This is a genomic window from Leptospiraceae bacterium, from assembly GCA_016708435.1.
Taxonomy (GTDB): domain Bacteria; phylum Spirochaetota; class Leptospiria; order Leptospirales; family Leptospiraceae; genus UBA2033.
Map to the genome: position 1 here is coordinate 204483 of JADJFV010000036.1, position 13279 is coordinate 217761.

A 13279-nucleotide genomic window follows, 5' to 3' on the forward strand; every position below is an offset into this window, starting at 1 on the left:
GTATACAAGGTATAATATTATTTATCTGTTTTTTCAAACAATTAATAAATAGATATGTTTTTTTAGAAACAGGAATTTTAATCTTGTTTTAAAAAAATCCATATAGCTTAAAGGATATTATGAAATATATTCTAATCACTGGAATCAATTCAGGAATCGGAGAAGCAACCTGCGAAGCCTTGCTTCAAAAAGGCTATCATGTATTCGGATCAGTTCGCGATAAAAAAAACGCAGATTCACTCAAAGAAAAATTAGGCACAAATTTTACTCCACTCCTATTTGATATTACAGATGAAGCTGGTATTGAAAAAGCTGTCTTTGTTGTAAAATCTAAGCTTGGCAGTGATGGATTAGCTGCTTTAGTAAATAACGCGGGCATCGTAGTCTCAGGAGCACTCAAAGATTTATCCATATCTGAATTCAAAAAACAGTTAGATGTAAATCTAGTTGGAACGTTTGCAGTGACAAAGGCATTTCTGCCGCTACTCGGTGCAGATAAAAATACATCATTCAAGCCTGGGCGGATAATCAATATTAGCTCTTTAAGCGGTATACGAACAGTGCCCTTTCTTGCCGCCTACTCAATATCCAAACATGGAATGGAAGCATTTACAGACGGTCTTAGGAGAGAATTGATGTTATACGGAATTGATGTAATTGGAATTCTTCCTGGTTCAGTCAATACATCTCTGATTGCGAAATTGGAATCAGGAATTGACGAGGCTTCTAAAAATTCTGATTATGCGCCAATGCTTAAAAGGTTTAAAGAATTAAATGAGGCTAAGGTCAAAGAGGGTGTTCCCATTTCAAAAGTAGTCAATACAATCATCAACGCCATTGAAAATCCAAATCCAAAAACAAAATACTTTCTCAGAACTAGCTTTTTTATTGGATTTTCTTTTTCCCGCCTTACTTCCTACAAGATTATTTGATAGAATTATAGCAAAAAAATTAGGAATACTAAAATGAGAATGATTAACACAATGCTTTTTACAAAGACTACTTTTCTCCGATTCATTTACGTGAATTTATTTTTAATCTGCGCATTACCCATGTTTGCCTCCGATGAGTTAGAAGTTATTTCTCTAAAAGAAGAAAATCAATCATATGATATAGCAAAGCAAGCGCGAGTCTTTGTAGATGATAAGGGTTCGTATTCCTTTGAACAAATTAAATCTCTTCCTGAATCAAGTTTTCAACCACATAAGAATTTTAATTTTGGATTGTCTAAGAAAACTTATTGGATAAAAATGCAAATTCAATCCCTAAGTGTAGACCAAGATTGGTTACTCGAAGTTGCCCACCCTGTTCTAGATCATGTAGATTTATTCACACCACAAGTTGATGGAACCTATACAACAACATTTTACGGAGATACTCTACCCTTTTACGATCGTCATTTTAAACATAGAACTTTTTTATTCGAACTCCCCTTAAAAACAAATGACCCTAAAACTTTTTATTTAAGAGTAAGCTCGGAAAGCACTATTTCCATTCCTATGAAAATTTGGAATGAAAAAGCAATGACCGAGCACAAATCCGATGAGCAAATTCTATTTGGCCTTTACTATGGATTAATTCTAGCAATGGCTTTGTATAACTTATTCTTATTCATCTATGTGAAAGATTTAAGTTATTTCTTTTACGTCATGTATATTGTTTCGTTTGGACTTTTGCAAATGAGTTTAAATGGATTAGCATTTCAATATGTCTGGCCAAATTCTACTTGGCTTGCAAGTTACGCCCCCACTTTTTTAATCCCGTTTTCTGTTTCCTTCATCATTCAGTTCACAAGATACTTTATATTATCCGCCAAGAACTCACCGCGCATGGATAAATTTTTCAACGTCTGGGTTTGGTTAGGGATGATTTTGACGGTGAATGCAATGGTAGTAAGCATATCCTCTATATTGTGGATAATAGTTGCCTACATTCTTTTCGGACTTCCATTCATGATTGGAACTGCAATCTACGTCTGGAGAAAAGGATATAAACCTGCCGCCTATTACTTAATTTCTTGGTCTGCTTTTTTTATTGGTGGTCTTCTCTATAGTTTTAAATCCCTCGGTATACTTCCAAATATTTTTATAACGACATACGGAATACAAATCGGTGGGGCAATGGAAGTTATCCTCCTCTCAATTGCACTCGCAGCAAGAATCAACATGATGAAGAAAGAAAAAGAAGATGCACAGAAGTATGCAATTGAAATGCAAACCCTGCTTGCAAATTCCTACGCTCGCTTTGTTCCAAAGCAATTTTTATCGAATCTTGGAAAAGATTCCATTCTAGATGTAAAACTAGGAGATCAAATTTCAAAAGAAATGACTGTGATGTTTGCGGACATTCGTTCCTTCACAGACTTATCCGAAAAAATGACTCCTGAGCAAAATTTTAATTTTATCAATTCCTACTTAGGAAGGATGAGTCCGATCATTCAGAATAATCATGGTTACATTGATAAATTCATGGGTGACGGCATAATGGCGTTATTCGATGGAACCCCAGACAATGCATTGAATGCGGCAATACAAATGCAAAAGCATATTCTAGTTTACAATCTTCATAGAAACAAACAGGGGTATGAACAAATTAAAATTGGTATAGGAATGCACACCGGCAGACTCATGTTAGGCGCAATCGGTGGAATAGAAAGAATGGAAGGAACTGTAATTTCTGATTCAGTAAATCTTGGATCAAGAATTGAGGGTCTCACAAAAATCTATGGAATCAAAATAGCAATAAGTGAAAAAACATTTTTAAACCTGAATAATCCGAATAATTTTCACTTTCGCTTTCTAGATCGGGTGCAAGTAAAAGGCAAGAAACAAGCAATCTCCATATACGAAGCATTTGACGGTGACACAGAAACTAGCTTCGAATTAAAATTTAAAACTATGTCAACCTATGAAATAGGAATCGAGTTTTATTACAGAAAACAATTCAAAGAAGCCAAAGAATGTTTTCTGGAAGTACTCAAAACGAATCCAAGCGATAAGGTTTCAAATATTTATCTGCAGCGTGCAGATTATTATCTTGTCCATGATATTGAAGATAACTGGGATGGCATATCAGTATTAACCGAAAAGTAAATCCAACAGACAGCTAAGTTATTTTTCACTCAGAGTAGAAACACCTTTCCAATCGTCTAGATTTTTCAAAAGATTCTCTACTCGTTCTAAAAATAACTTGGCTGCTTTGTCTTCCTTAGTGATTGTGAGGACTTTTTCAAATAAAGTCTTTGCCTCAGAAAAGTTTCCCGCATAAAATAGAGTAACCCCTTTCTCGTAATCGCCTCTAGTAGCAAGCTTATCTTTTAAAATCTCTTCTGGATAATAATCTAAAATCTCATACACAACAACAGGAGTAGTCTTACCCTTTACAATTACATTATCAAGTAGTCGATACTTGTATTTGTTCTTTTCATGCGTCTTATTCAGAGTATCCTCACTGATAATAATTCCAACTCCATATTGCTTGGTCATACTTTCGAGTCTAGAAGAAAGATTTACCGCATCCGAAATCACAGTGGTATCCATTCTCTTGTCTTCTCCCACAGTTCCTAGCATCAACTCGCCCGTGTGAATCCCAATCCCAATAGAAATTGGTGGATAACCTTGATTAGCTCTGTGCCCGTTGTATTTCTTAATTCCTTCCATCATTTGAATCGAAGCTTTTATCGCGTCATCTGCATTGCGAGGGAACAGTGCCATGATAGCATCTCCAATGTATTTGTCGATGAAGCCATTATTCTCTCGAATATTCGGTCCCATTCTTTTCAAATAAGAATTAATAAAATTAAAATTCTCTTCGGGTGTCATCTTCTCAGATAGCTCGGTAAATGAGCGTATGTCGCTAAACAAAACAGACATCTCTTTTCGAATCTGATCGCCAAGTTTTACATCTACAATGCTTTCTCTGTTTAAGAAGCGTAAAAATTCCTCTGGCACAAAACGCTGATAAGCCGCATTGAGTTCGGACATATTGGAGTAGAGCCTAGCATTTTCAATCGAAATGGCTGCTTGCGAGGACAGTAGGTTAAGTATTCTTAGCCGCTCTTTTGTAAAAGCACCTGTAGAAACTTTATTTTCTAAATACAATACTCCGACTACTTTACCCTGTGTCATGAGTGGTGTGCATATGACCGACCTTGGCTTTGCTGTTTGGATGTATGCATCTCCTCCATACTTAGAATCAGAAATCGCATCATCTAGAACCACATTCTCCTTCGAACGAATCACAAAAAAGATCATGCTTGTGGGGCAAATCAGTGTTGTTCCATCAATGGAAATGGATTGCAATATTTGAGAATCACGACCTGATTCAGCAATCGCCTCTGCATAGAATTTCTTTTTAGATTCTAAAATCAGAATTCCTCTATCTGCTCCAGCGTTTTGTAAAAGTGTGCTCATTAGACTTCGAAGCAATTTATCTAATACGATTTCTCCCGAAATAGATTGAGAAGCCTTCATCACAGAAGCTAAATCAAATGCCTCATTCGAATTCTTTGTTACTGAGGTTGATGCTATGTTCGTAGTTGGAGAACTGCTAATCGTTGTATGAGCAAATGTAGTCGCACCACCTACTTTAGTTTCAGGTCGTTTTAGTTGAACTCCTATGTAGGTAACTTCCATTTGCCGCATCTTTGCTACCGCTCCCCATATATTGTAAGCATTGTAGGAATTCATAAAATAAGGGGCAGCCAACATCTTTCTTCCTTTCCCAAGATAAAACTTTCCTGCTAGCTCAGAGCAAATCGCTTCATCGTTTGGAAATCCTTTTGCTTTCGAAAGCTCTACCGCCTTATCGTAATTAACCTCTGCCTTATCGGAATCATTTTCCAATCTTCCTTGTTCGGCTAAAAGTAAGTAGTATCGATGCTCATGGTTGACGGGCGCATTGTCACAATAGAATTTCATTTTCTTGAGATTAGATTTGAATTTTCGATATAAACTTCCGGACGATTTTTTAATGAAACTAGAAATGAGAAGTGCTTCGTAAAAATAGAACAAAGGAACATTTATCGTTGATAAATCGTTATCAATGAATTTTCTAAATTTTGCCGCTTGCTCTAATCCATATTGGTATTTACCAAAAAGAAAAGAGAGCATCACTTCCATTAAATAAAAATATCCAATCGATGCGTTGTCGTGTTGTGCTTCTAACTTTGGTAAATCTCTTTTCGGATCAAAGACTTCTCCGCTTAAAATCGAAGGATCATCTACTTTTCCGAGTAGATTTTCATTCATCTGATACAGGGAAGCTATTAAATAGTAGGCGGACTCTTGGCGCATACTTTTTACTTTTTTTAAATAGACCGCAAACTCTTTGTTTAACTGAGAAAGCTCTTTACCACTATAAAACGAATTGCGCAAGTAATTGTTAATGGAGAAACCGCCATAAGTCAAATCTCCATTTTGAAGACAAACCTTGTAAGCCTCTAGAAAGTTTTTTGTATTAACGTGCAAACTTTCTTTCCAATGAATTCCAAATATATTCATTATAGTAAGAATGCTACCATACTGCTTAGGGTTCGGATACTTCTCATATATCTCAAGGCAAGCTTGGCACATACGATAGCCTACATCAATTTTATTTAAAATTCCACATAGAATGATAATATATGCACCGAGAAGTGGCGAAGTAAGATCGGAAATTCCTTTTTTAAAAGTAATATCAAGTCCCTTAAAAAGCAACATAGGATTTAGATCGGGCATAGTTAAATACGCAGATCCACCGATAATTAGCATCAATTCAAATCCCGCATAATATGCCTTATCCGTCATTGTAGGAAGCTTATCCATATTCATGATTTTCTTATCTGAATATTTTAGAATGGATTTAACAAGACCGAGTCCAACTAGCAGCTTATTTGGATTACGCGGAAACTTAAGACCTAGTTCATCGAGCATAGGAAAGGAAGATTGGATTGCTTCTCTTAATTTGTTTTGAGCAATGAGGGATCTTATCTTGACTGTATAAATTCTTGTTTTATCTAAGACATCCTTACAATGAGGCAATGATATTTCAACTAACGCTTCACAATCTTCGTATCGTGTGTCAATATAGGATGCTTCTGCCATTTCAAAATAAAGTTGGAACAATAAATCATAATTTTCTTTCCACTGTTCGTTATTTGCGTCTAGAACATCTTCTTTCTTGATAGGCTGGTCTAAGAGTTCTAAGGCTAATCTTGCATAGCCTATAGCGGTTTCATAAGCCGCGGAGGCTTTGGCTTTGCTACAAGCTCTCAAGTTTAGATTCGCCAACTTGATCTGATCCTCTTTCTTTGAATGAACGATTCCCTGGTTGATATGATTTACTATATCAAATAGATTGTCTTCCAATCCTTCCTCTGTTGCATTCTCTAAAAGAAAACTTCCAATCTCGAAATGGACCTTAGATTTCTCTTCTAACGGTATAAGTGTATAAGCCGCTTGTTGAATTCGGTCATGTAAAAATTTGAATTCGGTTACTCCTTCATACTTAATATCTAACTCTAAGAATTTATAATTCTCATTGGTTGGCTGAACAAGTCCTGACTGAATGGCTTCATGAATTTTCTTTAGAATGTTCTCCTTCTCTTCGTGAGCAATAAGAGCTACACCCTCTAATGAAAAGCGATTTCCAATACAAGATGCGATTCTTAAATAATATTGCACTTGCTCGGATAATTTTTGAATTTTTGAAGTCATTAACTCAACAACGTTATCCGAAATGTTAAGATCTTTTATTTTCTCTAAATCCCATTTCCAGGGTTTATAGCCTTCTTTAGAATTAAATTCTGGATCGAAAACTAAATACTCCTCGTTATAAAGTGACTTCAAAAACTCATTTGTAAAAAATGGATTTCCACCAGTCTTATCTTGGATCAGAGCCGCCAACTCTCGCACATTTGCTTTTTCCATTCGGAGGGTATCTGCTATTAGCTCCTCTGTGTTTTCTTTAGAAAGTGGATTTAATTTTATTTCAGGAATTTCGGGAATAATATCAGAATCTTCACTCTTAAAACTTTCTCGGACTTCTTTCATGGAAAGTTTGAGCGGATGAGCGTCATTCACCTCATTGTCCCTGTAAGCGCCTATGATAAAAATACAGGATTGATCTCCCTGACTCAATGTTTCTATCAATTTCAAAGAAGCAGAATCAGCCCACTGTAAATCATCGAGAAATAGCGCTAGAGGGTGCTCTGGTTTAGCAAATACACTGATGAATCTCTGAAAACCCTCAAAGAAACGATTCTGTGTTTCACTCGGACCGAGTTCGGGTAATGCTGGTTGTTCTCCGATGACCAATTCAAGCTCTTTGATTACATCTGTGATAACAGCACCATTGTTTCCTAGCTCGCGCAAAATCTTATTCTTCCACGACTTGAGTTCCTCTTCCGGCTCACTTAGCAGTTGACGGACAAGTTCTTGAAATGCTTTTAGAATTGCAAAATAAGGAATATTCTTTTGTAATTGATCGAATTTTCCGGAGATATAATAGCCACGTCTTTTGGTAATCGACTTAAATAGTTCTTGGACTAATACCGATTTGCCTATACCGGAATAGCCACTTACTAGCATAATTGGAATTTGACGGGTAACAGCTATTGACCTACGACGGAAATTATCTATGTATTGATCAAAATGACCTAATAACCACTCTACTTCTTTTTCCCTACCGTAGAGTTTTTGTGGAATATTAAATTCTTGGCTAACATCAAATTTACCCAATGGGAAAAAATCAATCTTCGATTTTTTCTTCATTTGATCTAGACATTCTTCTAAGTCTTTGATTAAACCAACAGAACTCTGATAACGATCTTCTGCATTCTTCGCAAGCAGCTTACTTATAATAGCCGCAACTTGTTCTGGAATCTTTTTGTTGATACTAGATACTAATCTTGGCTCTTGGGTAATAATCGAGTGAATGAACTCAAGAGGATCTTCTGAGTAGAAAGGCATTTCATTGGTAAGTAGTTCAAAGAAACTAACGCCTAACGAGTAGTAGTCGGTGCGATAGTCTAAAGAGCGATTCATTCTTCCTGTCTGTTCGGGAGATATATACGGCAAAGTCCCTTCTAGAGAGCTAGGATTTTTGATAACAGGATTTTCTTTGTTTAGATATGTAGCGATACCAAAGTCAATGATTTGTATTTTTTTGTCAGAAACGTTAAACGTTATATTGGAAGGATTTATATCTTTGTGAATAATTCTTGCTGCGTGAATTTGTCCTAAGATACGTGCGCATTGAATTGCAATTTCTAGAAATTCAATCAATTCGAGATTGGTTCCCGAATACATTTTCCGAAGAGATTCGGCTCCTCTATCTTCTAAGACTAGCACAACTGAGTTTCCATCTCTTTCTAATGCATAAGCTTTGACCACTCCATCGGTTGTGAGTTTAGATAGAACTTCGTATTCTTGTTTGAATTGCTTTATTTCGTCTGGACTAGGATATTCCTGTGAAATTTTCTTTATGATGACAGGGGCTTGGTCTGTTATCCGTTTGCCCCTAAAAATTCTGGAGTTTACACTTTCATAAATCTGTTCTTCAATCTTAAATCCACCAATTTGAATCATAGAATTCCCTTTTTAAAAAAAATTTTCGAGAAAAATCCGTATTTACCCATTGACCATTTTTAAATCAATGAGATTTCTATAGCTCTATCATTAGCATATAGTTTTAATATCAGTCAAGAAATATATAGCCATCTAAGAGTTTTTTCTCAATTTTTTACTTTGTGAACAATAATTCTTTTTCACTTGACAACGAATTGACTACAAGTGAAATATCCGCGTATTCCTTTCTCGATAATACAAAAACATTTAAGGAAATTATTTATGCCAGCAACAAAAGAACCCGTCAACATACAATTTACTGAAGAAATGAAAGGCTATCTTAGTTTTTCGGACAAAGCATTAGATTATAAGGAGTGCTTTGATGCAGGAAAAAAAGAAGACAATTACTTTATGTTTCACCTAACTATTATTATTCCCGACGTCGATTTTTTTGTAAACGATCCAAAAGAAACAGGAATGGCGGAAGGATATGTAGAATGTCCCAAATGGGGCGGGAAATTCAATGTGGAGAAAGGTGTCTTCAATTGTTTTGTAGATGTGGATGCTCCCATTCAGAATACAAAGAATATGTTCTATCGACTCTTCTTTAAGGATAATAATGGAAAACTCCTTACAATGTCTGGTCATAAGATTGTGAAAAATGATAGTGGCATTGATATCTGGAAAGACACTACAACCTTATACACTCGAATCTATGAAGGTCATATCGAAGAGAAAGCAGAGAAGACTGCAAAGCTTGTAGCAACTGGAATTTTAGAAATCTACATCAAAGATTTTGCCAAGCAAATGACTACAATCAAATCAAATGGTAAAACTTTTGCTGAGCGCGAAAGGGCTGTTACCCAATTCGGAAAATTATTTTTAGGAAATCTCTGGGATGTTTACAAGCCAAATATTAAAAACGCAGAGCCTGAGATTTGGAATGCAAGGGAAATTTCAATGTTTACTCTCGAAGGTGTAAAAGAAGGAACTATCAGCACTCATCCAATAACAACGGGAGACAAACTAGGTATTAGCCTCACTCGCTTTTTAAAAAAAGAATCAGACGATGTAATCTTACTCTCACATGGTCTTACTACTTCGACAGATATGTATATCATGCCGGAGCACAATAATCTTGTAAATTTTCTACATGCAAATGGATATGGAGATATATGGTCGCTTGACTGGAGAGGAAGTATGCGCCATAGCTATAATCTTTTTCCTCATAGGTTTAATCTAGACGATGTCGCCTTATACGACTTACCCGCTGCGATTGCAGAAATCAGAAAGCATATCGGTCCTAAGAAAAGAATTCACGCCATTGTGCACTGTGTTGGATCGATTACTTTTATGATGAGCCTTTTCGCAAAGAAAATTGACGGTATCACAAGTGTAATTTCAAACAGTGTTTCCCTTACTCCGCGCGTTGCTACTTGGTCAAAAATAAAATTAGCCGTTGCTCCTTTTGCAATAGAATATATCCTGCGGTTTCCGAATGTGAATCCAAGGTCTTATTACAATCCCGGTCCTGCTCTTGGAAAAGTTCTTTCTAAAGCAGTCAGTCTATTTCATGGAGAATGCAATAACCAAGCCTGTCATATGCTCAGTATGATGTGGGGAACTGGATTTCCCGCTTGTTATGAGCATTCACAGCTATCTCCTATTACCCACGATAGAGTCGGAGATTTATTTGGCGCTACTTCCATGAACTACCATAGGCATATTCGTAGAATGGTTCGTAAAGGAGTCGCTGTAAAATACCAAATCGAAAATGCGCGTTACAGCGATTTGCCGAATGACTACCTAGACAATGCGGCTACTATTGATACTCCGATACTTTTTATGACTGGTGATAAAAACAGAGTCTTTAGCGATTCCAATATTGTGACATACGACACCTTAAAGAAAATTAAACCAGAAAATAAAAATGAATTATTTATCGCCAAAGGATACGGTCATCAGGATACTCTCATGGGAAAGAATGTGGATAAGGACATTTTTCCCCGATTTCTAGAATTTTTAAAGAAGCAGAAATAGAAGAGATTCTATTTTTCCTTCATCGCTTTCAGTGCTTTTTCTAATTCATTTACTCTGGCACGGAGGTCTGGAAGTTTACGATAAATCGCGAGACTCTTTGTGTATTCACCAAATGGTTGCAGTGGAGTTCCGGCATATACTCCCGATTTTTTTACATCATTCGAAACGCCAGGACGCATCCCCATGATTACATCATCAACGATTGTAAGATGATCTAAGATTCCGCACTGTCCACTTGTCATGACTCTATTTCCAATCTTAGTAGATCCTGCTACAATGAATCCAGCGGTTAATGCGCAGTCTTCGCCAATTTCAACGTTATGCGCTACATGACAGAGATTGTCGAACTTGGTTCCACGTTTGATTCGCGTCTCTGTATAAGCGGCTCTGTCGATGCAACAGTTTGCTCCTACATGCACATCGTCTTCCAATACTACAATTCCAGTTTGCGGAATACGGTAATAGCGTCTATCATTTCCAAATGCAAATCCAAATCCTTCACTTCCAATGACAGTTCCACTTTTGACATACACACGTTTGCCCAAGATACAGTCATAACCAATCACAGCGTTTGGATAAATAACACAATCCTCTCCTAGCTTTGCTCCGGATTCGACAATTGCTCCAGCAAGAAGAACAGTTCTCTCACCTAACACTACATTTGCCCCAACTACTACATTGGGTCCAATCATACAAGAATCAGGAATGGTCGCAGATTCATGAATGACAGCGCTTACATGACGTTTGCCCCATTCAGAGGTAAATAAATCTCTGTCAGCGTATTTTTGTTTTAATGCAGCATGAGCAACAGCTACGTTTTTAGTTAAGAATACCGCCTCTAGTCCATAGGTGCGAATTTCTTCGATAAATTCTTTATTGGTTACAACGGCTGAGGGTTTGTTTTCCCTTAGAAAAGGAAGAAAACTTTTATTGTCCACAAAAACAAGAGCACCTGTCTTGCCGACTTCGACAGGAGATATGACGGTTATCGTTGTATCTCCATCTAATGATTCCAGAATTCCTGCTGGTTGGAATAGAGATATAATTTCACTGGCTTTTAATTTCATGTATACTTTTTCTTAAATAGAATCTATACAGACAAGAAAAATCTTTATCATTAGAAAAAATTCCTATCTCAAAAAACATTGTCATAACAAACGATAAAAAGTGGAATGAAGGATAATTCGATGAAGATTGCAATCATTGGAGACGTTCATGGATTTTGGAATGAACGAGATACAGAGTATTTTAATGGCTCCGATTACGATTATATTTTATTCACAGGGGATTTTAGAAGTTATACGGAAAGTGAATCGAGTGTTGCGAAGCGGATTTCTAGTATCACGAAAAAATCCTTTCTGATACCGGGAAATACGGACACAAGCAATCTATTCCAATCAGCAGGAGAGATATTTCAAAATAATTTTCTAATCAAAGGCTTTCAACTAAATCAAAATAAAAAACTAGAACGAATGAAACATTCCCTGGGTAAAATCCAATTATCCGCTTACGAGACTCATACACTCTCTACTGAAAATTGCAAATTAAACCTAATTGTTCTGCGTCCCTTTGCGATGGGGGTAAATTTAAGTTATGCACCAATTCTAAAGAAAAGATTTGGAATAGAAAGCCTGCAAGACTCAAAGGACAGATACATACAAATCATAGACGAAGGCAAAGAAGAGGCAATCATCTTTCTCGGTCATAATGGTCCTTTTGGTTTAGGAAGTGAACCTAATAGTTTATGGAGTTCTGATTTTACAAAAGAGCCACTTGACTGGGGGGATAGCGACTATCGATTTGCTATCGACTATGCAAAGAGCAAAGGCAATAAAGTATTAGCCGCTATTGCCGGACATATGCACCATCGAGTTAAACACAAAAACTTGGAACGTAATTGGCTTACCCAAATCGAAAATACTAATTATATAAATGCAGCCAAAGTTCCAAGGATATTTAAAAGAGACGATAAGACTTTGCATCATCATATAGAATTAATCATAAACGAAGATTTAAAAACAACTGTAAGAGAAATCTTAGTAGAATAGGATCAGAGATGGTGCAAAGGTAAGAAAAATTCCTATGTGCAATCAAACTAGTCTTTTCGTCCACGATTGTAATTAATTTTAATTAGAAGAAATAACGATAAGTAAGCGCCGAGGAAAATAACGATTAGATTCACATTGGAAAGTTGAATCGTGCCTAGCTTAGGCGACATGAGCCACATGATGATATCACGCACGAAAGTTTGTAAAGAGGCGAGAATTAAAATGGCACCGAGACCAGAAATCACAATCGCTCCTACAAATCCTCCAATGATTTCTTTTTTGAGATAAAAATAAAAATACCAGGCAACTACAGTAGAGATGCCAACGATAAAAATAATATCTACTAGTATGGTTAATGGTTCAGACGTTGTTGCTAAAAATATTTGCTGCATAAAAATACTGATAAATCAAAGGGAAATTTTGCCAATTAAAATAAAAACTTGTTCTCTAAGTTGGAGTTTTTTGTAACTATTCAGTGTGTTTTGCCATGGTTCAACAAGCTAATTAGGAAGTTATTGCTCACTATAAACGCCGGCACTTTTCTTCCTTTGTGTCCTTTGCGTATACTCAATGTCATTAAGATAAGAATTTTTTTACCATACTTCGGCAAGGCTCAGCATAAACTCCGAGCACGAAGTTCACGAA

Annotated in this window: 6 protein-coding genes and 1 pseudogene; 4 read left to right on the top strand and 3 right to left on the bottom strand. The window is 36.4% G+C overall.

Annotated elements, in window-relative coordinates; all coding sequences use genetic code 11:
* Window positions 1-119: 119 nt before the first annotated feature.
* Together IPH52_27795 and IPH52_27800 are read left to right on the top strand one after the other, a co-directional pair.
* Window positions 120-969 (top strand): annotated as a pseudogene (locus IPH52_27795) (SDR family oxidoreductase).
* Window positions 966-3092, top strand: coding sequence for a guanylate cyclase (locus IPH52_27800; protein ID MBK7058785.1), 2127 nt, complete (start codon window positions 966-968; stop codon window positions 3090-3092). Before IPH52_27795 ends, IPH52_27800 begins: the two are co-directional and overlap by 4 nt.
* An 18-nt stretch (window positions 3093-3110) precedes the next feature.
* Here IPH52_27800 and IPH52_27805 read toward each other — a convergent pair whose 3' ends face one another.
* Complete coding sequence (locus IPH52_27805; protein MBK7058786.1) at window positions 3111-8567, bottom strand: AAA family ATPase; 5457 nt, start codon at window positions 8565-8567, stop codon at window positions 3111-3113.
* Between the two features lie 939 nt (window positions 8568-9506).
* Here IPH52_27805 and IPH52_27810 point away from each other — a divergent pair.
* Window positions 9507-10586, top strand: coding sequence for an alpha/beta fold hydrolase (locus tag IPH52_27810; GenBank protein ID MBK7058787.1), 1080 nt, complete (start codon window positions 9507-9509; stop codon window positions 10584-10586).
* An 8-nt stretch (window positions 10587-10594) separates the two neighbouring features.
* On the opposite strand, the gene lpxD is transcribed toward IPH52_27810, so the two are convergent.
* Entirely contained in the window at window positions 10595-11653 is a 1059-nt protein-coding gene (gene lpxD / locus IPH52_27815) for a UDP-3-O-(3-hydroxymyristoyl)glucosamine N-acyltransferase (protein ID MBK7058788.1), read from the bottom strand.
* 120 nt (window positions 11654-11773) lie between these two features.
* On the opposite strand from lpxD, the gene IPH52_27820 reads away from it, so the two are divergent.
* Window positions 11774-12634, top strand: a complete 861-nt coding sequence (locus IPH52_27820) for a metallophosphoesterase (GenBank protein MBK7058789.1) — start codon at window positions 11774-11776, stop codon at window positions 12632-12634.
* A 47-nt stretch (window positions 12635-12681) separates the two neighbouring features.
* On the opposite strand, the gene IPH52_27825 is transcribed toward IPH52_27820, so the two are convergent.
* Window positions 12682-13026 (bottom strand): hypothetical protein, encoded by a 345-nt coding sequence (locus tag IPH52_27825; protein MBK7058790.1) that lies wholly within the window; start codon window positions 13024-13026, stop codon window positions 12682-12684.
* Between the last annotated feature and the right edge of the window lie 253 nt (window positions 13027-13279).

What these genes read in the sequence shown, in the direction of transcription:
- IPH52_27800 (MBK7058785.1), top strand. Translation starts at nt 966, where the DNA reads ATGAGAATGATTAACACAATGCTTTTTACAAAGACTACTTTTCTCCGA.
- IPH52_27805 (MBK7058786.1), bottom strand. Translation starts at nt 8,567, where the DNA reads ATGATTCAAATTGGTGGATTTAAGATTGAAGAACAGATTTATGAAAGT.
- IPH52_27810 (MBK7058787.1), top strand. Translation starts at nt 9,507, where the DNA reads ATGTTTACTCTCGAAGGTGTAAAAGAAGGAACTATCAGCACTCATCCA.
- lpxD (MBK7058788.1), bottom strand. Translation starts at nt 11,653, where the DNA reads ATGAAATTAAAAGCCAGTGAAATTATATCTCTATTCCAACCAGCAGGA.
- IPH52_27820 (MBK7058789.1), top strand. Translation starts at nt 11,774, where the DNA reads ATGAAGATTGCAATCATTGGAGACGTTCATGGATTTTGGAATGAACGA.
- IPH52_27825 (MBK7058790.1), bottom strand. Translation starts at nt 13,026, where the DNA reads ATGCAGCAAATATTTTTAGCAACAACGTCTGAACCATTAACCATACTA.